Annotated in this window: 18 protein-coding genes, 1 tRNA gene and 1 pseudogene; 16 read left to right on the top strand and 4 right to left on the bottom strand. The window is 39.2% G+C overall.

Annotated elements, in window-relative coordinates; translation table 11 throughout:
• The first annotated feature begins 3 nt into the window (after window positions 1–3).
• From VYM24_RS21280 to VYM24_RS21230, 11 genes are all read left to right on the top strand, one after another.
• Window positions 4–420 carry a hypothetical protein gene (locus tag VYM24_RS21280; RefSeq protein ID WP_330940868.1) on the top strand — a complete coding sequence of 139 codons (417 nt, stop codon included), beginning with the start codon at window positions 4–6 and terminating at the stop codon, window positions 418–420.
• A gap of 83 nt (window positions 421–503) precedes the next feature.
• On the top strand, window positions 504–2651 hold the full coding sequence (locus VYM24_RS21275; RefSeq protein ID WP_330940867.1) for a hypothetical protein: 2148 nt from the start codon (window positions 504–506) through the stop codon (window positions 2649–2651).
• An 18-nt stretch (window positions 2652–2669) separates the two neighbouring features.
• Entirely contained in the window at window positions 2670–5594 is a 2925-nt protein-coding gene (locus VYM24_RS21270; protein ID WP_330940730.1) for an InlB B-repeat-containing protein, read from the top strand.
• A 9-nt stretch (window positions 5595–5603) separates the two neighbouring features.
• Window positions 5604–7574, top strand: a complete 1971-nt coding sequence (locus VYM24_RS21265; RefSeq protein WP_330940729.1) for a hypothetical protein — start codon at window positions 5604–5606, stop codon at window positions 7572–7574.
• A 115-nt stretch (window positions 7575–7689) separates the two neighbouring features.
• Window positions 7690–8163, top strand: coding sequence for a hypothetical protein (locus VYM24_RS21260; protein WP_330940866.1), 474 nt, complete (start codon window positions 7690–7692; stop codon window positions 8161–8163).
• On the top strand, window positions 8160–8741 hold the full coding sequence (locus VYM24_RS21255) for an N-acetylmuramoyl-L-alanine amidase (RefSeq protein ID WP_330940865.1): 582 nt from the start codon (window positions 8160–8162) through the stop codon (window positions 8739–8741). Before VYM24_RS21260 ends, VYM24_RS21255 begins: the two co-directional genes overlap by 4 nt.
• Window positions 8738–9190, top strand: coding sequence for a DUF6808 domain-containing protein (locus VYM24_RS21250; RefSeq protein WP_330940864.1), 453 nt, complete (start codon window positions 8738–8740; stop codon window positions 9188–9190). Before VYM24_RS21255 ends, VYM24_RS21250 begins: the two co-directional genes overlap by 4 nt.
• Window positions 9191–9456: 266 nt before the next feature.
• Entirely contained in the window at window positions 9457–9663 is a 207-nt protein-coding gene (locus tag VYM24_RS21245) for a hypothetical protein (RefSeq protein ID WP_330940863.1), read from the top strand.
• A 7-nt stretch (window positions 9664–9670) separates the two neighbouring features.
• Entirely contained in the window at window positions 9671–10567 is an 897-nt protein-coding gene (locus VYM24_RS21240) for an SDH family Clp fold serine proteinase (protein WP_330940862.1), read from the top strand.
• Between the two features lie 94 nt (window positions 10568–10661).
• Window positions 10662–10892 carry a DUF6965 family protein gene (locus VYM24_RS21235; protein ID WP_330940861.1) on the top strand — a complete coding sequence of 77 codons (231 nt, stop codon included), beginning with the start codon at window positions 10662–10664 and terminating at the stop codon, window positions 10890–10892.
• Between the two features lie 92 nt (window positions 10893–10984).
• Window positions 10985–11848, top strand: a complete 864-nt coding sequence (locus tag VYM24_RS21230; RefSeq protein WP_330940860.1) for a hypothetical protein — start codon at window positions 10985–10987, stop codon at window positions 11846–11848.
• Between the two features lie 75 nt (window positions 11849–11923).
• Here VYM24_RS21230 and VYM24_RS21225 read toward each other — a convergent pair.
• The 3 genes and pseudogenes from VYM24_RS21225 to VYM24_RS21215 form a co-directional block, all read right to left on the bottom strand.
• Window positions 11924–12055, bottom strand: a pseudogene (locus tag VYM24_RS21225) (peptidase S24); the annotation flags it as partial.
• A gap of 249 nt (window positions 12056–12304) precedes the next feature.
• A complete protein-coding gene (locus VYM24_RS21220) occupies window positions 12305–13537 on the bottom strand; it encodes a tyrosine-type recombinase/integrase (RefSeq protein ID WP_330940859.1) in 1233 nt (410 codons plus the stop codon).
• A gap of 139 nt (window positions 13538–13676) precedes the next feature.
• Window positions 13677–13749 (bottom strand) — tRNA-Thr (locus tag VYM24_RS21215).
• Between the two features lie 200 nt (window positions 13750–13949).
• On the opposite strand from VYM24_RS21215, the gene VYM24_RS21210 reads away from it, so the two are divergent.
• The 5 genes from VYM24_RS21210 (at window position 13950) to VYM24_RS21190 (ending at window position 20112) form a co-directional block, all read left to right on the top strand.
• Window positions 13950–15626 carry a polysaccharide biosynthesis protein gene (locus VYM24_RS21210; protein WP_330940858.1) on the top strand — a complete coding sequence of 559 codons (1677 nt, stop codon included), beginning with the start codon at window positions 13950–13952 and terminating at the stop codon, window positions 15624–15626.
• A 133-nt stretch (window positions 15627–15759) separates the two neighbouring features.
• Window positions 15760–18210: an SLBB domain-containing protein gene (locus VYM24_RS21205; protein WP_291552901.1), complete on the top strand. Its 2451-nt coding sequence runs from the start codon at window positions 15760–15762 to the stop codon at window positions 18208–18210.
• Window positions 18211–18218: 8 nt separating this feature from the next.
• Window positions 18219–19328, top strand: coding sequence for a Wzz/FepE/Etk N-terminal domain-containing protein (locus tag VYM24_RS21200; protein WP_291552898.1), 1110 nt, complete (start codon window positions 18219–18221; stop codon window positions 19326–19328).
• The gene (locus tag VYM24_RS21195; RefSeq protein WP_291552896.1) at window positions 19304–19651 is read left to right on the top strand and encodes a UpxY family transcription antiterminator; all 348 of its coding nucleotides are present in this window, start codon (window positions 19304–19306) and stop codon (window positions 19649–19651) included. The genes VYM24_RS21200 and VYM24_RS21195 overlap by 25 nt, the downstream gene beginning before the upstream one ends.
• A complete protein-coding gene (locus tag VYM24_RS21190; protein ID WP_330940857.1) occupies window positions 19651–20112 on the top strand; it encodes a WbuC family cupin fold metalloprotein in 462 nt (153 codons plus the stop codon). Before VYM24_RS21195 ends, VYM24_RS21190 begins: the two co-directional genes overlap by 1 nt.
• Here VYM24_RS21190 and VYM24_RS21185 read toward each other — a convergent pair.
• Window positions 20109–21320, bottom strand: a complete 1212-nt coding sequence (locus tag VYM24_RS21185; RefSeq protein WP_291552892.1) for an ROK family transcriptional regulator — start codon at window positions 21318–21320, stop codon at window positions 20109–20111. The two genes, VYM24_RS21190 and VYM24_RS21185, sit on opposite strands and share 4 nt — an antisense overlap.
• Between the last annotated feature and the right edge of the window lie 89 nt (window positions 21321–21409).

Here is a 21409-nt window from a genome sequence, read left to right as displayed (position 1 = left end):
GCTATGACAGATTTACTGATTAATGAAAAAGATGCGTTTGCCACATGGGGTGTGAGAATGGGAGAGGGGTTTCTTGATGTTATTGGGGCATCCGCTCCCATGAAGGATTTTATTGAGAACAAAAGCCGACTTGAACATGGGAAACGGGTAATAATCAATGATCCTAAAGTCGATGAGAGGGAAATAACTCTTTCGTTTACTATCGAGGGTAGTTCTCAGTCCGATTATCAATCAAAGAAAAAGGCTTTCTTCGATGAACTTTATAAAGGCAAGGTTGATATTCAAGTCCCAGCTAATGGTAGCGAGATTTACCGTCTTATTTATACTGGCAAGAGTGTTACTTATGCGCAGAGTTTAGATAGGACTTTTGGCAAGATTTCAAGTAAGTTTTCGGAGCCGAATCCGGTAAACCGAACTTAATTCACGACATTGGTTTTATTGTCGTGCATGTGAATGCCTGATTTTAGGCATTCTTTTTTTTATGTCCGAACTTTGGAGATGTTATGATAGTAGACATCAAAGACATATCCGGTAACGTTCTTCTTGTAACCACTCCCAATGAAGGTTGCAAGCGGAAGTTTACGCTCAAAAAAGAGGATTACATACTTCTGAAATTCTCTTTGGAGAATCCCATATATTTCAAGTTAGGCTCATATGTTGAATGCGATTTTGGGTTATTCGAGGTATGCGACCTTCAGAGTCCTACCTTCAACACCGATAACGCAGGCTATGATTATGAACTAAGACTTGATGCTCACTACTGGAAATGGAAAAATAAAATCTTCAAATATACCCCGGAGACATCTGGGCAGGAAGCGTCCTGGAGTCTGACAGCTCCACTCAACGTACAAGCAAGTATAGTCCTGAGAAACTTGAAAGCTCTTGGTTATACTTACAAAGGACAGGATTTTGATTTTTCCATTGACAGTACGGTCGAGAACAAGTCTCTGTTAATGACTTATGATAACACCAATATCTTAGATGCCTGTTTTGAAATGGCGAAGAAATGGGATTGCGAGTGCTGGGTGACAGACAATATTATCCACTTCGGTAAATGCGAGTTTGGCGACTACGTGAATATGGAAATCGCTAAGAACGTGGGGGAAATGTCACGCTCCGAATCCCAGTCAACCTATGCCACCCGTATCTATGCTTTCGGCTCGACAAGGAACATTCCTGCCAACTACCGTCCCGTTGACGAAGCGGTGGTGATAAATGGTGTGGTGCAAAAAAGATTGATGCTACCCGAAGGAACTTTGTACATAGACGCTTATTCAGATATGAGTACTGAAGAAGCCATTGAACAGGTGGTTGTCTTTGATGATATTTATCCTCGAAGGGTGGGCACCATGTTGGATGTCACCACTCACGAATATATCGATAAGATAGAAAATGGGGACGGTACAACAACCGAAAAGAAGTGGAACGCCTATCGTTTCAAGGACACGGGGATAATTTTTTCAGAAGAATATAGATTACCGGGAGAGGATTTGAAGATAATATTTCAGTCCGGTAAGCTAAACGGAATGATGTTTGTCGTGACATTCAATCCATGCGACAAGGAAGGTGGAGAAAGACCTATCCCGGAGAAGAATGAGGATGGTTCTTGGAATCCGTTAGCACAAGTGTGGGAGATAGTAAGGAATGAAGACTATGGCAGACCGTTGCCCGATGAGGTGCTCATCCCCGAAGACGGCGATACCTACGTTTTGTCAGGTTGGGATTCAACCAAAATAACAGAATTAGGACTTGTATCCGCTGCCGAACGGGAACTGAAGGAAGAGGCTGAAAAGTACATTGCCAAATCTAAGATAGACCCGAACACCTACAACTGCACGATGATGTCCGATAACGCATACAGCGAGGATGGAATGCATAATCTCTACGGTATCGGTCAAAGGGTGAACCTCATAAACAAAGCCTATTTCGAAAACGGAAGGCTGTCGAGGGTTATCGGGTTCGAATTCAACCTTGATAAGCCTTATGATTCCCCCGTATATACTGTCGGGGAAACTGCCGCCTATTCCCGCATCGGGGAACTAGAGGACAAGGTGGAAAATCTCACTCTTGAAGGGCAGGTTTATACAGGTGGAAGCGGTAGTGGTGTATATGTGATAAGAAGGAATGACTCCACTCCTGCAACTGACAGCAATGTGTTCTCGGCATTGCGTTCGTTATCAATGTTCCTCCGTAAAGACAAAGTAGATAGTACAGATTATCTATTACGTCTTTTTGGAGGTGCTGTCGTCGAGAATGGCTTAATCGTCCGTCTTCCGAAGCAAAACACCCCGGCCTCTTTAATGTCTTGTTTGCTTGAAGAGGATGAAGATACGCTTATCGAAGAGGATGAGGACGCTTTGATGGAGATTGCTCCGGTGGAAGCAACGGATTTATCATTTGGTGGTCTTAGTAATGTCAACTCCTCTGTAGACAGTGCTCCGGTTGGCTCACTTTCCGTTAAGGGAAAAAATGAGTGGAGTTATGCCGCTCCGACATTATATGCTGGAGTTATTGATGCGGATAATATGTTAGTTCCCGTCTATGATAGAAGAATCCAGCAGATGGTGTTTATCCCTATCTCAGCTATTCGTGGCGGTGTTACTCCACCTACAACGGGATTTCCTTATACATTCTCTTTCGCATTAGGTTAATATAAAAAATAAGATGATATGGCAAATTTGAATATACCTATAAAAAATACCGGTGATACATTGTCAGCGGATGAGTTTAATCAGGTGGTTTCCGCTGTTAACAGCAAAGTGGACGCTGTATCAGGCAAAGGGCTGTCAACGAATGACTATACAACTCAAGACAAGCAAAATCTGTCTCAGCTCTTGACGCGTGTTGATAATCTTGAAAACTCCGCAGGCGGGTCAGGTGGGATACTTATATCTGACGTGGAAAGCAAAGTTGGTTCTTACAGATTTGGAGTTACTGAACATGATATATATGCTTGTTCAGTGTCACTGATAGTTCCTCCTACCTCTGTTGGAGAAGAAAAGGAATATATTGTAAGTGACTCACCGCTGGGAAATAATATGTATTTGACAGCGAAAAACATAACCGTGAAAGATTCTGCCGGTAAGTTCTATCCGGGAGCGATTGAAGTCAAACAGATGTATGTGACGGAAGACTTTGAGACAAAGTTATCCGTGATATGCAAATCTGCAATACCGGCCGGTTCAACCTTGATGCTGACCCTCGAATATCTTAAACTTGCAGGAGAGATTATCGAATTTAGTATTGTTCTTCCTTCTGGTGTTAGTGCGGATTCTGTGAACTTGAGTTTTGCACCTCTTAAATATGACAAGCATTTTGCATTTACCTATACGGCCGATGACTCTGTAGAGGGAGCTTATGCACGAATTTGGCGTCGTATCAATCAAAAATGGATTGATGACAGCGAGTTTTTCCATCTTGGCAACACACCGACAACCGGTTATACACCAGAATATCCGTTGGTGTATACTGATGGCTGCGGCAATGATCGCCGTTTCGGTTTTAGCGTTGCATTATGGCCAACTTTGGGAAACGAATATAATCCTAACGGTCTTATAGGAGATGGGACAAATAAAAATAGCATATATATAACTTGGCCTGAACTTGACTTAATGAAAGACTGGGGTGTTTCTATGCTTTACCACAATGTTGATGAGCGTATATATGACAAGACTAATCCGGCAGATATTGTAAAAGGGTTTAAAGCCGATTATGATAAGGTTTTGGATAAACTGAATCGTCGAATGAAAGTAATGGGACTCCCTGACGGTAATACCGCTTATGTTACTGCGGCGGATGAGTCTCCATTGGTTGACTTCTACCGTAGCTCATTACATCATCTGGAAAAGATATATCTGAAATCAACTGGTTCATTATACAAAAAAAGGACTTACGGCGGAACCAATTCTTCCGTTAATGATGTAAAGCTGGAAGAACTGGCTGAACAACATACAAGCGATAACCCCTACTGGGTGGGTATAACGACACACCGCGTAGACCTTTCCCGAATAGAGTTATTAGAAACTATCTATTCACTATACGGGAAAGGTGGTGACGATAGCCTTTGGGTTGCTTCCTGGGATGAGATATACGAGTATATACAGATGCGGTTAAACTCAGTCATTAAGAAGATAGTAAGCAATAATACTGTCACATGGAAGATATTGGTTCCATTTTCTAAGAACTATTATTTTAAGGACTTGTCATTCCTTGTATCCGGAATAACCTCTGTGGATGCATTAACGGTTTCCGACAAGATATTCGGATATAGCTATGCGGCTCATGGTTCAGGAATGCTTGTAAATGTGAATTTCAACGAGTTGCTCCTGGAATGTGCCGAGAAGTATACGGTTAAATTTGAAAGTACATTGTCAGAGGAAGATAAAACGGATGCCTACTATTTCGTGAATCAGTTGAAGGATACTTTGAAGGCTCCATTTGCTGCAAGATTATCAGTTAATGAGGCCGCTCCGGTGCTCAATTCGATATCAATCAATGATGGCGTAACGGTGACTTACAACCAATTGGTTTCTATAACTCTCAATATGCCTGGCGGACTTACTCATTATAAAGTTGGTGAGACTGCCGACTTATCCGGTGCAAGCTGGATTGTCGGCACATCGAAAATTTTTTCTTATCAACTTTCATCCGGTTATGCATCCAAGACTGTATACGTGCAGGTTAAAAACAGTTTTGGCGAGTCTGAAATCAAGTCTTCATCTATCTTATATTCCGAACGTCCGGCCGTATCTTATACAGTAACGGGAAAGGCGAATAACACTACATACGGTACTGTGACGCCTGCCGTTCAAGATGTTGCCGAGGGAGGACAGGCAAGCGTTAACGCGCAGGCTAATGATGGCTATGTTATCGGTAGTTGGAGTGGCGCGGATACGAGTACCGGTGTAGGGACTAATACCGGGACAGCGACCGTTAATAATGTGCAGAGTAATAAAACAATAACTTGCAACTTCCAGAAAGAAGGCGGCAGCGGTACTGCTGGAAAGACTATCGTTTCATTCGCTCAACTTGGCAATAATATATCTTATGATACGGTCAATGGCGAGATCATAAATAATATGTCGATTGTTCAAGGAGCAAGTTATACGACTAATCTGTTGAAGGATACTTCCGGAAATGAGGTGGGTAATTATTTAAAGGCCAAGAATGATTATCCCGGTGAATACGGTGTGGATATATCTACGATAAATACCGGTGTTCGCCAGCCGACAGTAGACGATAGCGGGCCGTATCCGGCAAAATATATCGGTCGATATAATTGTGGCGACAGGGTGGCTTCCGGTATTAAGGCGATGTTGAGATTCCAAGCATTTACCGCGGGAACATATAAAGTCAGAATATTACCCTCTTGTAGCACGGCTATTCAAGAAGACCAGTTCTCATCAATATTTTATTCTGCAAATAATGTTGAGACCAATATATCATTTAGTCCACTGAATAACATGACTCAATTTGTCGAGATTGACAATGTAACAGTTGGTAGCGATGGGCTATTGGATGTATATCTCTGGAATACCTTGGGCGTGAATTATGTGCCAGGAGTAAATCTGATTGAAATAATAAAATTATCGTAATAGATTAAAATGGCAATATTAAGCACTGCGAAAGTTGTTGGTATGCTTGCTTCCGCCAAGAAGACGGGCAGGCAGGTGATGAATGCGGCCGGTGAATGGGTGGCAGAAGCGGTAGAAGACTTCATGTCCGGGTTTGTAGGTTACGGGTGGAAAATCTGGGAGTATGTAAAGGGCAAATGGATGCTTGAAATTGATTCCATCCGGGTGCGTGAACAGTTTATCGTGTTCGAGATGCTGGTAAGCAAGATGCGGGCGATAATCGGTTCTCTGGGTATATCTCAGGCATGTGGTAAGATCGCTACTGTTACTCTCTCCGAAGACGGCACTGAATACCTCGTCACCTTGGAGGATGAGACCATGAGCTTTGTCGCTCATGACTTCATGCGATGTCAGACTTACTCCGGAACTAAACAAACATTCTACCATGTTGAGATTGCGTCCGTTGTGGATGATGTAATTCATGTTTTGGTGTCAGAATTCGATAAGGATGAAGAGGGCAATGTGAACAATCCTCCAGAGGTTGGGAACGATATCGTACAGTTTGGTAATTCGGTAGACAAAAACCGACAGTCGGCTATCTATATCCACGCTGATGAGAGTGGCCAGCCTGCTATTGATATCATGTTCGACATTGATAGTAAGGACTGGACTGGTAAAGTTAAAACCCGTCTTGGCGGTGATATTCCCGGTGGAGATGGTGCTCGTGGATTTTACTGCGAAAACGGCATGATTAAGGGTACGGATTCCAGCGGACATACGGTTTATTGTATTCATCCTGACGGATCAGCTGAATTTGGTGACGGTTCCGCTCAATTCAACCGTGACAAGTCGGGTTATCTTGCAGGGGGTGCCATATCGTGGCGATGGGATGCAGACAAGAAAAAGTATGTGTGCACGATGGGAGATGTGATCCTTGGCTGGGATAATCTTTCCCCTGAAGTCAAGGAAAACCTGAAAGGTGCAGACGGAAAGGATGCGGTTCTATTGCAGATTGAATTCTATATGAACAATATCCGGATTAATGATATCCCGTGTGACATACATAGTGTTCCTGTTTCTGGAAATGCTATTACAGCTAGGTTGTATCGTATTAGTGGAAGTACTAAGGAAGATTATGCTCCTGACAGATGGCGTGTGTCTTATTTAAAGGAAGGTGTTGAAGTACTTTCCAGTCAACCTTTAGAATCGCTTAACTTTATAAATATATCCCTCGACATATCATCGGCATATGACAGTATTGCGGTGAAGACCTATGAAAAGTCAATTCCTGATTATGTGTTGCTCACTGAGGGTTCAATCTCCAAAGTTATGTCAAATGTACCTGATTGGCTTGTAGGATGGGATACCAATAAAGTGCAGATAGGCAGCGAGTATATGATATCTCCGAAGCTGTTTACGGGGAAGAATGCCGGAACAGCCGAGGAACCGATTTTGACCGGCATAGTCCAGGGGGATAAGTGCATTACAATTGATGGAGTTGAACGATCCGGTATCTTCGCTTTGGTGGATAATGAAGTCATTTTTGAGCTTGATCCTGAAAACAGGAAGTATAAATTCAATGGTGAGGTAAATGCGACAAGTGGAGTCTTCAAGAATATAAAGTCCCCCAATGATTCTTTTAGAATTAAAGAAAATGGAGAAATAGAGATAGTAGGTAAGATTTCCACTTCCTCGAATGGTACTCGTATAGAAATAGACCCGATTACTAATAGTCTCAAAATGTACACTCAAGACGGTATAGAAGTTGGGAGCTTGAGCTTTTTTGAAAGCGAATGGAATGGTATTGTTAATTATCTTCCACGACTTAGGCTGCGTAGATATGTAGATAATGTGTTATATAATGAAACTTCAATAGACAGTGGAACAATCTTTTGTTCTCAAAAAGTAGGTTCTGATGATTATTCCTGTTATTTGATTCCTTCTAACGGTTTGACATTTTACAAGAATAACGAGCAGACCAAGCATTATTCAAAATCGTAATAAATTAAAATCCCGTCCTACCATCACTGGCCGGGCGGGATAACGACAAAATACTAAGACCTTAACGGTCAATGCAATAGCAAAGGTAGTATTAATATTTAAAATAGAGTGTAGAATGAAAGGAATAGATGAATTATTTATTGTAGCCTGGATGCTTTTCGGTATCCTGTTGACGCCACTTTTCTTTATAGCTTTCGATTTGTGGGCTGGAATCAGAAAAGCCAAACAACGTAGTGAGAAGATTTCGAGCGACGGATGGAAACGTACAGTGAATAAGGTTGCGAGATATTACAATGCTTTGCTTGCGTTGGTCGTAGTTGATTGTATGCAGATGGCTGGTGTCTGGTATCTGGATAATTACTATGATTACCATATACCTATTTTCCCGTTTATTACTTTGCTGGGAGCTTTCGGAGTGGCAGCCATAGAGGTTAAATCCATCTATGAGAAAGCAGATGAGAAGGAACGCAAAGAGATGAAACAAGTAGCTGCATTGGCTACCGAGATAGCGAAGCACAAGGCTGATCCAACAGAGATAGCACAGGCGGTAGTGGAATATATGAATAAAAGTAAGGGGGAAGAGAAATGAGAGTGTTGGTTGACAATGGGCACGGTGAGAATACTCCGGGCAAACGTTCACCGGACGGAAGATTGAGAGAGTGGGCCTATACAAGAGAAATTGCCGATATGGTTATTTTCGGCTTACGTAAAAAAGATATTGATGCTGAACGTATCGTAAAAGAAGATACGGATGTTCCTTTGTCTGAGCGATGCAGGCGGGCGAATGACATCTATAAAGAGACAGGAAAAAAAGCTATACTTGTTTCTATCCATTGCAATGCGGCTGGTTCCGGTGCTAGTTGGATGAAAGCAAAAGGATGGAGCGTATTTGTATCAAATAACGCTTCAAGTAATAGTAAAAGGTTAGCTGAATGCCTGGGACAAATAGCCGAATGTATTCCAGTTCCCGTCCGTAAACCAATGCCCAACCAATTGTACTGGCAGCAGAACCTTGCCATTTGCCGGGACACGAATTGTCCGGCTGTACTCACTGAGAATTTCTTTCAGGATAACAAGGAAGATGTAGAATACCTTTTGTCCCAGGAAGGTAAACAGACGGTTGCGCAGATACATATTGATGGTATCGTTAAATATCTGAGCTTATGAAAAAGTTGCCTTGGATATTAGTTATATTGCTGGCAGTGGTTTGTGTGGTTGCCTGGTTCCGTCCGCACGAACCTTTGCCGGCAGAAATACGTACCGAGACAAAGGTAAAGACTGTTGTAGAGGTTGATACATTGCTTATATCGCCACCTATGGCGCCTCTGTTGGTTTTCCGGTTAACAGATACTATGCGTATCGGCGATACGGTAGTTTATCGTGAGCAGGCTTATTACGAGGATAGTCTTTACCGAGTATGGGTGAGCGGATATCGGCCGAGGTTAGATAGTTTGATGGTATTTCCAAAGACTGTGTATCAGACAGTGACAAATGATATTTACCACACCATTAAGCCTAAGAAGAAACGTTGGGGATTAGGGTTGCAGGCTGGTTACGGTTATCCGTGCGGAATGTATGCGGGGATTGGCGTTATCTACAACCTTTTTCAGTGGTAGTACGTTATTGAAGGAGTATGCAGAAGTGCCTGTAGAGGTTGAAAAGAAGCTAACCAAGTGGCAGGCGATGAAGATAGAGATGGGGGGCTTTCGGGATAATCATTGCATTTGTATTGTTGGTTGCTGGATTATTGATATATAGAAAATAAAGGAATCTTGATTGTCATTCTATTGTATGGCAATCAGAATTTCGAAAAAATGATGAGTTAATGTTTTTCCTTTCAATGAATTGTTTTATATTTGTGGCATTATTAATCTATAAATATATGAATCAAGATAATACAAAGTTTAGCCATCCATCCAAAATAGAAAGTGATTATGAGAATCTTATGAGTGGATTTAATAATTCTTTTCTTTTCAATACAGGCCCTGTTTTATCTCATGGGAAGTATGTGCAGTTATCAGCTTATGAAGAAAAAAAAATTGGAGAAGCTGTAACGACAGGAAGAAATTCTGTTGTTTTAACTAAATAATATTATTATGGCCAGTTGGAGTGAAATCTTAAATGAAGCAAATGCTTCTGCAGATCCAATATCTTTCCTGAATCAAAAGAGAACTACTCTTTTAAATTCTATCCATACATATACAGGTAGGAATGTTATTACCTATTACTCATCTTGGTTGACAAAGCCACAAGCTCCTGATATTGACATTAATGATTCTGATAAAAATGCATTTATGCAGGCTATTTATAAGATGGACAAATCTAAGGGGTTAGATTTGATTTTACACACCCCTGGAGGTGGTATTGCGGCAACAGAAAGCATTGTTGATTATTTGCATTCAATATTTGATGGTGATATAAGAGCTATTGTACCCCAGATAGCGATGTCTGCTGGTACAATGATGGCTTTGTCGTGTTCTTCCATTATGATGGGTAAGCATTCCAATTTAGGTCCAGTTGATCCTCAAAACCGCGGTATTTCTTGTCAAGAAGCATTGGAGGAATTTGAGACAGCCAAACAGGAAGTTTTAGATAATCCTTCATCTTTGGGGCTATGGCAAGTACTCATATCTAAATACACACCAACCTTTCTTATTTCATGTAAGAACGCAATAGATTGGTCTAAGGCATTAGCAAATACATGGATTACGAATAACCCTAATATCGAATTAAAAAATGTACAACAGATAATAAAACTATTTGTAGAACATAATGAAAGTAAATCACATGATAGGCATATTTCAAAAGAAAAATGCAGGGAAGTGGGATTGAATATCATTGACATGGAAAGAGATCAAAAATTACAAGATTTGATATTAAGCCTACATCATTGTTATATGATTTTTTTCGATAAGACGATAGTTGTTAAAATTGTTGAAAACCAATTGGGGGCTGCATATCTGCGAACTTATACTGAAAATCCTAAGCAATAGCGATGTTACATATTTTTTATTATTGCCCTGGCTTCTGTCGGGGCTTTTTCTTTGCCTTCTCTCTGATATCATCTATCTTTGCAGCAAAAACATTATGGCATACAATTATGACGAAGATAGTGTGAAGGCTATTATACAATGGGCTGAGACTGCTCAACTTCCTAAAGAAGTAGTATTAAGTGAAGCTGAACATATTACTGATACCAGTATTTATGTTAGAGCCAATATCAACGACATTAAACAGCATTACCCGGATGGGTTTTACAATCCGGCCATTACGCGACTGTACAGGCTGAAGGAATTTGTAGAAGGGACGGCTGAATAGTTGTCCCTTCCTATGTTATCTAACATATCTTTTAAGTGATAACATGTTTAGTTATTTTCTATTTTTACACAGTAATATAAAAATAATATATCATGGCAGAATATAGTAGAGAACAGAGGAATCAATTGAGTAGAGCAATTGCTAATAGTGAGGCAGGAAGTAGGCAGTTGAAAAAAATTGTAGATAATAGGGGAGTAACTAATCTAAATTCAATGATATTGGGAAGTAATATAATTCAGGGTGTATTTACTTTGCCTATTGAAAATTGCCTAGATAAGGCCATTGTTAATAATGGTGCTGCACTTGCACATGCGCGAAAGATGAAGACTAAAAAACATAATACTGAAGGTGGCCACTTAAATGTAACCATGACTCCAGAATATTTTATGAGTGTAGGTAATAGGCCTCACCTTCATCGAAAAGTTGGACAAAACGAGTTGTTTATGATTGTATCTCATGGTATTACACTTCAAGGACGTCTGCCAATGTTTGCTAACCAAACTCCTCTAACTTTAGCTACAAATATTTTTAGGGGTAAATGGCTTCCTGCAGGTTATATGGGAGAAATATATTTGAATGGCTGTTCTACTGGTTCTGATATAGAGGGAGAATCTTTTGTTAATATGTTTGCATCTGAGTTACGGAGATTATCTGATAATGCTGTAGATGCAGAAAAATTGGGAACTTTTACAGTCAAAGGCAATAAGGGACCTAATATAATAATAGATAGTGGTATGGGGATGGATGAATTTGTCGGTTCATCTGCAGTGATTGTTAAAGATACGGATGGGAAAATAAGACCTAATTTGAATTATGATCCACACGATTCGAAGCATTATTTTACTCATCAAGGTACGGCTTATTTACGTGGATCAGATGCAAAAACAGTTGTGACATCTAATATGCCCAAAGGGCAAAAATTTATTGGAGGATTATTTGATGGCTTGTCGTATTAAGGAAATAGTCATTAAATTGTGAGTTGGAACTCATACAGAATCTTGTAACATGCTCATATAAACTGTTTGGAATGTCTTGACAATCTTTTTGTTCAAGTCAATGTGCTCCATGTAGTCTTGGGCAGGACTTGGAAATCCAGCTCGAATCCCTTCATCTGCATAGTGTAGTGGCAGACTTGAGGAAATGTCAATCTTATGTGTTTCTATGTTCTTTCATCGTGGCAAATAAGCAAATAAATATTGTATATAGTTGCCTGTATTTGTATTTTTTAGGTTAAATGAAGAAGGCAGCCATAAGACTGCCTTCTGATACCAAGCTCATCAGCACGCATCTACATCTCTTGCTTGGTCTTCATGTGCTATTACTAATGAGCTTTTAAAAAGTTTAGTCCTGACACAAAAAAAATGAGAAATCCCCATAGTAACCCAACTACGGGGATAGTATCTGAACCACAATTACCCTTTCATCATCATAATATCTGCTCTCATTTCGATGTAGTCTTTATATTTTTCGGGGTTGTTCACGTAATCGATCACCCGATTGATTGCTATTTCAGCTTGCTTTTGTTTGACTTTTGTATAGAACCTAATAATTCCTTTGCTTTTGTCCGAATGCCCTAGACAGTAGTCTATCACACCGTCTGGTATGCCAAGTTCTGATGCAAATTGAGCAAAAGTTTTGCGAGCGGAATAGAAGCATAGTGTTTGCTTGATTCCTAAACGGTCTTTCAGCTCTCTCATGCAAAGGTTTATATACTTCTGTAGATTAGAATACGTGTAAGAATACCCTAAATCCAGCATGCCTTTTTTATTAATATACTTATTTATTATAGCTCTTGCTTCTGGATGTATCGGTATTGTAATATTTGCTTTTCCTGTCTTTGCATGTAGTGTCTTAGTTCTTTCGAAAGAAAGAATGTCTGATGATAGATTTACTGATAATAGGTCTTTCAGATTTATTCCGCATAAATAGAAAGATAGTAGAAGCATGTCTTTTCCTAAACTAATCCTCTTCCCTTCTAATTCGGTATTTCGTATTCTTTGAAACTCCTCTATTGTTAGATCGCACTCCTTGGGTTCGGCAGTTGGGATTTTGGTATAAGCAAAGGGATGTACATCTTGTTTAAGAATGCCGGCTTTGATTAATTCGTTGATTCTTGCTTTCAAATGGGTAAGCCTTAATCCGATATTTCCATTTGCATAGCCTTTTCTCATCATCCACTTTTTGAAGTGTTCAATCATTATGGTATTAATGGCAGGAATAGGTACGTCTCCTTCAGCAATAGTAAAGATGCGTATTGTTTCCTCATTCATTCTTGCATAACTTTCTCTTCCTTCTTCTTTGAATTCACCAACTCGTTTTTTCCAATATTCTAAGAATGAAATATGGGATGGACGTTCTTTAGAAATAATTATTTGTTTGATCTGCATAGCAGAGAGATACTCAATGTTTTCTATGGAGTCAAATTTCTCTTTATATTGTGAGAATACAAACTCTAATCGTTTGTTCATTACACTTGCATCTTTGCGATATGCGACCTTTCCGTTTTCGAATTCTGCAATATCATTCAATAGGAAAGTCGTTTTGATGTAAGCCCGCTTTTTCTTTTGTGAGATACAGACTAATATTGGTAGTCTGCCATCCTGTTCCTTAATGGAACTTAAAACTGTTAATCTGATTGTTGCCATAAGCTGAATAATCAAACACAATCCTACTATACAACTTTAGCCATATATATTTGCAGAAATGTGCTTTTTTTTATTCAGGTGAGACTTTTTTAAAAGAAAAACGCTGATTAATGTATTTATAATCAGCGTCTTAAAGGAGAGCCGCTAGCCAGACTTGAACTGGCGACCTACGCGTTACGAATGCGTTGCTCTACCAACTGAGCTATAGCGGCAGTGACTTTTCATTTACGGGGTGCAAAATTACACCTTTCTTTGAAATTACGAAAAGAAAAAGGTTTTTTTTTGAAAAAATCTTTCTTAAAATGATTTTCTATATTTGCTCTGTCATTTTTCTTTCTAAAAAAATTGTTTTATCAATATAAAAAATACATCTTTGCAAATCTTACTGTCAACCTAAAATCTGACAATAAATATGAATTTGAAGATATATTATAAGAATCTTTCATCCCGTATTGCCTCCAAGTGGACTATATTGGCTATTGATATTTGTTTGATAATGATTTCCATGCTTTTAGCATGTATCCTTCAGTTCGGGGTGTCTTCTATAGTATATAAGATGTCATTGTATGTATGGATGATTTTTTTCTCTTTGTTTTGTAATCTGTGTTTCTTTTCGGTCTTTCATACATATGTTGGAGTTATTCGTTTTTCTTCGTTTGTGGATATCTATAGAGTGTTTATATCTCTTACATTGAGCTATGGAGTACTGGGGGTAGGAAATTTTTGCTGGTCAACTTTTGGTTTGGGAGAAACATTACCCGGTGGAATAATTTTTATAGCATATATTCTTAACTTCATATTCATGGCATGTCTGCGCATTTTGGTGAAAATGTTACATGAAGTTTTGTCTTTTGATATTCGGCATTGTGTGAATGTGTTTATTTATGGCTTTCGTGGAACTGGAGTGAATATAGCAAAATCTATGCGTGTAAGTAGGAATAATCATTATCGTGTATGTGGCTTTATTTCTGATGAGCCGTGGATGATAGGCAAACACACTATGGGATGTAGGGTATATGCTAATGATAAGATGTTATTTGAACACTTAAAAAGGAAGAATGTACGTACGATTATTGCTTCACCTGATAAATTGGTGGATTTGGAACAGTCTGGTATAGTAGCGCAAATGTTAGCTCAGGATATCCATGTGATGACAGTGCCTCCCTTGAGCGATTGTTTGGATGATGGAATTATAAAAGATATCCATATAGAAGATTGGCTTCGTCGTGAACCAATTCAGGTTGATATCCGTAAGATAGCGGCTTATGTTGAGGGACATCGAATATTGATAACCGGTGCTGCTGGTACTGTAGGGCAGGGAATCGTTCGTCAGTTGGCGGCGCTAAATCCATATCAGTTGATATTGGTTGATCAGGCTGAATCTCCTTTGTACGATATTCAATTGGAACTGTCTGACCATTGGAAAAATCTCGAAGTACGGGTTTTAGTAGCAGATGTTACAAATTATACTCGTATGGAGGCTATTTTCAGAGAGTGTATGCCGCAGTTAGTCTTTCATGCTGCAGCATATAAACACGTTGCCATGCTTGAAGATTATGCTTCTGAAGCTATACAGGTGAATATTTTAGGAACAAAAACTGTAGCGGATTTGTCTGTAAAATACAAAATTAAAAAATGTATGATAATTTCTACTGATCATGCTTTCTGTCCGGTGCATGCTATGGGGTATAGTAAATGTTTGGCTGAAATGTATGTACAGGGATTATCTCGCAAAGTAGTGCAGGAAAATAGTCTTACTAAATTGTTTGTAGTTCGCTTCAGTGATGTATATCCTGATGCCCCTCGCAGTTTAATGACTGTATCGGAAGCTTGTCAGTTGATATTGGAAACGGGGAATTTGGGTGAGAATGGTGAAATCTATGTGTTTGAAGATGATGCAGTAGAAGATACACTGCCTACCAGCTATGAAAAAATAAAGAAAAGCAAAGGATATTTCATTGATTATACTATGATTTGCGAGCAGATTAATACTTTAACGGAAAATAATTGCATGCAGGATTCAGCGGTAATAATTAACAAAATGAAAAAAATAATCTCATATTTTTCTGAGTCTTGTGTGGATGCCTGAACGGCTGAATGGAGTTTTTAATTCTTTTTCCGAAATTTCAATGTAAAATAAATGGGCGTTCTGAAATAATGTGCTACCTTTGTGCCCGATTTATATTTAACTGTAGGAATTTTAAAGATTAATCAAATATCTTATGCGTAGATTAATAGCACTATTCTTTTCAATCTTCATCCTCGTAGGGGGTGTTATGGCCCAGCAAATGTCGGATGATCAGGTGGTTCAATATGTGAAAGAAGCACAGAGAACTGGCAAATCGCAAAAGCAAATGACTACTGAGCTATTGCGTAGAGGAGTAACCAAAGAACAGGTTGCTCGTATACAAAAAAAATATGCCGAGCATAGTACTGCTGCAGATGGAGTGGAAAACAAACCCTCTCAACTTCGTGAACGTACTTCTTTAATGACAGACGGGAAAGCTATTAGAGGTACTTCTTATGAAGAAGCAGAATTAGAAGAACAGAAAGAAATAATTGATTTAAAACGTGATGCGAAAGCTACTCCTGAAGCACCGGGAAGCAATATTTTTGGTCATAGTTTATTTTCTAGTAGAAACCTTTCTTTTGAGCCGAGTGCAAATTTGGCTACTCCGGTTAATTACCGTTTAGGCCCAGGTGATGAGGTAATTATAGATATCTGGGGGGCTTCGGAAAATACAATTCGTCAGACGATTTCTCCGGAAGGGACTATTTTAGTCCGTGGTTTAGGTCCCGTTCATCTTAGTGGTATGACTGTAAAAGAGGCGAATTCTTTTTTGCAACGTGAGTTTTCTAAAATCTATTCTGGAATTTCAGGAACTGAGCCCAACTCTGAGATAAAATTGACATTGGGTGACATTCGTACGATACAAATTAATATTATGGGGGAGGTTTCTGTACCGGGAACTTATACCTTATCTGCATTTTCCACTGTATTTCATGCTTTATATCGTGCTGGTGGTGTGAACCGTATCGGTAGTTTACGTAGTATTAAAGTAGTACGTGATGGTAAAACCTTTGCTGATCTGGATGTTTACGACTTTATAATGAAAGGTAAAATGAAGGATGATATACGCCTTCAGGAAGGTGACGTTATCATTGTAGATCCTTATCAGTCTTTGGTTGAGATTGTGGGTAAAGTTAAAAGGCCGATGTTTTATGAGATGAAACCTACAGAGACTGTTGCTACCATATTAAATTATGCAGGTGGTTTTACTGGTGATGCTTATAAAAAAGCCATTCGCCTTGTGCGTAAGAGCGGACGTGAACATCAGGTCTTTAATGTAGATGAAATGGATTATTCTGTTTTCCGTTTGGATGATGGAGATATGATTACAATAGATGCTGTACTGGATCGTTTCGAAAATCGCGTAGAAGTTCGTGGTGCTGTTTATCGTGCCGGTTTATATCAACTAGACGGTACAGTGAATACGGTGAAGCAGTTAATAAAGAAAGCTGAAGGATTGCGTGGAGATGCTTTCCTGAATAGAGTAATTATAGACAGAGAGCATGAAGACTTGTCTCATGAAATCATTGCTATTGATTTAGGAGGATTATTAAACGGGACGATTGCTGATATTCCTTTGCAGAAAAATGATATCCTGTATATTCCAAGTATTACTGATTTGAAAGAAGAAGAAACGGTTGCAATTTATGGTGAAGTTGCTAATCCGGGTACTTTCCTTTTTTCTAAGAATATGACTATTGAAGATTTACTTGTTCAGGCGGGTGGTTTGTTAGAAGAAGCTGCAACAACAAGAGTTGAAGTAACTCGTCGTATTAAAGATCCTAAGAGCACTTCATTCAGTAGTGTTTTGGGCAAAACATTTACTTTTGATATAAAAGATGGTTTTATTGTTGGAGGAAATGCTGAAAACTTCTATTTAGAACCTTTTGATGCTGTTTATATTCGTAAAAGCCCTGCTTATCGCAAACAACAGAATGTGGTTGTTGCGGGTGAAGTACTTTTCTCTGGTAGTTATTCTCTATTGAAAAAGAATGAGCGTTTGTCTGACTTGGTTAGCAAGGCTGGTGGTGTAACTCCGGATGCTTATGTAAAAGGAGCTCGGTTAATCCGTAAATTGTCCGATGAGGAAAGGCGTCGTCAGAATGACGCTATCCGTATGGCTCAGAATGGTGAGGGTAAGGATTCCATATCTATACAGAAATTAAATCTGTCAGAGACCTATACTGTAGGTATTGATCTGGAGAAAGCTTTAGCTAATCCAAAGTCTGATTTTGATTTGGTTTTGCGTGAGGGAGATGTACTGTATATTCCGGAATATGTGAATACTGTAAAAATCAGTGGTTCGGTCATGTATCCTAATACCGTAGTGTATCAGAAGGGAAAGAATCTGAAATTCTACATTAATCAAGCGGGGGGGTATGGCAATATGGCAAAGAAGAAGAAAGTTTATGTAGTTTACATGAATGGTACGGTATCTCGTCTGAAGGCAAGAAATGCCAGTGCTATAGAACCGGGATGTGAAATTATTGTTCCCAGCAAGGCTGAAAAGAAACATATGGCGATGGCTGAAATTTTGGGTATTAGTAGTACAACTGCTACAATTGCAGCAATGGTAGCAACTATGGCTAACGCTTTTAAGTAATTTGGATTATGGGTGAAGAAAACAAACTGAATACACTTCCTCAACAACCAGAGGAACAGGAAATAGACTTGATTGAACTTGCCAAGAAAGTTTGGGCAGAGCGAAAATTGGTTTTTAAAGCGTGTGGATATGCTGCGTTAGTAGGATTGATTGTTGCATTTAGCATTCCCAGAGAATATTCCACTAGCGTAACGTTAGCCCCAGAAAGCACTGGGAAAACTTCAGGAGGTAGCATGGGGGCTTTGGCTGCTATGGCTGGAATCAATATGGGTTCTTCTGTTGGAGAGGATGCTCTTTATCCGGATCTTTATCCGGATATCGTAAGTTCTACTCCGTTTCTGACTGAGTTGTTTGATGTAAGGGTCAAAGATGATAAAGAAAAGGTAGATACTACGCTGTATGTTTACTTGGACGAACATCAGCGTGCTCCTTGGTGGGGCGCTATTATTTCTGCTCCTTTTAAAGTTTTGGGTTGGACCATCTCTTTATTTAAGGATGATGAAGTAGAAGGAACTGGCACACTGGATCCTTTTAGATTAACAAAAGACGAAGCAGACATTGCCGAAGCGCTAAGTAAACGTATTGCTGTCTCTGTTGATAAGAAGACAGGTGTTACTACCTTGACGGTAACAATGCAGGATCCTTTAATTTCTGCTTCATTAACCGATACAGTAATGCACCGTCTTCAGAATTATATAACTGAATATCGGACTAATAAAGCTCGTCATGATTTGGCTTTTACCGAGAAATTATATACAGAAGCAAAAGCTAATTATACGGATGCCCAAAGTAAGTATGCATCTTTTGTAGATGCCAATCAAAATATTATTTTGTTAAGTTACCGTGCTGAGCAGGAGCGTTTGCAGAATGAGATGAGTTTAGCATATAATGTATATACTCAAGTAGCCCAACAGTTACAGATGGCAAAAGCTAAAGTACAAGAAATTACTCCGGTATATACTGTTGTTCAGCCAGCGACGGTTCCTTTGCGTCCGTCTAAGCCTAGCAAGCCCATGATTCTGATAGGTTTCGTATTTTTGGCTGGTGTCGGTAGTGTTGGATGGATATTGTTTATAAAGGATTTATTAAAAGGATGGAAAAAGCAAACAACGATATGATGATGGATGAAAATTCGCGTAGCTGGTATGTATTGTACACAGCGCCAAGATTGGAACGTAAATTGATGCAACACCTTACTGTTGCCGGATATAAGACTTATTGTCCTATGCAAACAATTTATGTGAACTGGAATGGAAAGGCAAAGGAAATTATTGTTCCTTTTTTCTCCGGTTGTGTTTTTGTAGAGGGAGATCTTAAGGATATGACCCCTGTTGTAGCTTCTCAAAAAGCGGCATTTTTAGTGAATACTGATGGCAAAGAGCTTACCATAGTATCTGATAAGGCAAACCTTCCAGGAAAGTTTGCCCAATTATTGAAGTAATGATGAAGTTGATTTCAGAAGAACTGTTGGATAGTGTGTCCCATGAAGCACGAGAGAATTCTCGTTTGCGTATGAATTATAATTTTCATGAATCATTGGATGCACCTATTCATCGCTTGCTTAATGCATTAGAGCCGGGAACGTATCTTCCTCCTCATCGTCACACTGATAAAGAGGAGACTTATGTAGTATTACGTGGAAGTCTGTTGACTTTCTTTTATGATGATTTAGGTAATGTCATAGAAAAAGTTAACCTAAATCCATCGGTTGGAGTTTATGGGGTGGAGATTTCTTCCGCTACTTGGCATAGTATTATTGCTTTAGAGCCAGGCACTGTGATTTTTGAAATCAAAAGTGGCCCTTATAAACCACTTCCTCCCGAAGATATTGCGCCATGGGCGCCTGCACCCTCCGACTTGGAAGGTGCGGCTGTGTTTATGAAACGAATGTTGGAGGTCTAATTAGCACCTTCAAACATTCGGCTTCGTGCCAGCATGCATGCACCTACAATGCCGGCTTTATCTTTTAACTTGGATGTTGTGATAACTGAGTCTTTATTCACGAGGTTTAAGGAGTATTTTCGTACTGATGTTTTTATAGGTTGCGTAATGTAGTCTCCGGTTAGAGATAATGTTCCCCCGATTATTACTAACTCGGGATTAAAGATATTTATAAGACCGGCAATTTGTTTACCTAATTTTTGCCCGATTTCTTCAACAATTTCAATGCATAGCACATCTTCTTTGTTTACTGCTGCTATAATCTCATCTAATGTCAATGGGTTTTCCATATTAATCCGTTCGGATAAAATAGAATTTTCTCCTTTCTTTATTCGTTCCAGCAGAGTACGGTGTAATGCTGAGCCGGAAGCTTCTGTTTCCAGACAGCCTTTCTTTCCACAGTGGCAGATGATTTCATTATCAAATGTGCTGATATGCCCAAATTCTCCTGAGAATCCAGATTTTCCTTTGTAGATTTTTCCATCTATAATAATTCCGATTCCTAATCCCCAGCTGACATTTACGAAAATAATATCCTTTTCTCCTTTAACGCATCCTTGCATATATTCTCCGTAGGTCATTGCTCGTGTATCATTGTCGATTGTGACAGTATATCCTAGTCTTTCACTTAATACATCTGCAAGAGGACGTTCCTCAAAATTGAACTGGCTGAAACTATATCCGGATTCTGGGTTTACCCGACCTGATACATTGACATTGATATTAAGAATCTTTTCAGTGTCAATTGAAAGTTTCTTGATGAAATTGAGAATAAGACTACAAAGCTCGTTCATTCCTTCCAAAGAGTTCTCAAAATTATAAGGAATATCCATTTTGAGATCTACCATATCTCCTTTGAAATTGATTAATCCGATGTTGATGGAGAATTTTTTTATATCTACTCCAATAAAGTAACCGGATTGAGGATTCAAGCCGTATAGATGCGGGTGGCGTCCTCCACTTGTTTCCAGTTTCCCATAATCATTTATATAACCTTCATCGAACATTTCACCTATTAATTTAGTGACAGTAGGGATACTCAGATCTAACTCTTTAGAGAGATCAGGAATTGTAGAACTACCATTATATATATAATAGGTGATAATCCTTTTTTTTATAAGGGCGTTTTTAGACCCCATTTCTATTTCTTTTAGGAATTGCTGATACATACTCTTTGTTAATTTCATTATTGTCAACAAAGATACTTAATAATTTTATTAACATCAACCTTTCTGTGTGAAAAAGAATATTATTTCTT

This window comes from Bacteroides sp. MSB163 (assembly GCF_036416795.1).
In the GTDB taxonomy this organism is placed as follows: domain Bacteria; phylum Bacteroidota; class Bacteroidia; order Bacteroidales; family Bacteroidaceae; genus Bacteroides; species Bacteroides maternus.
Note: the sequence above shows the minus strand (reverse complement) of the source record. Positions and strands in the feature narration are given on the sequence as shown.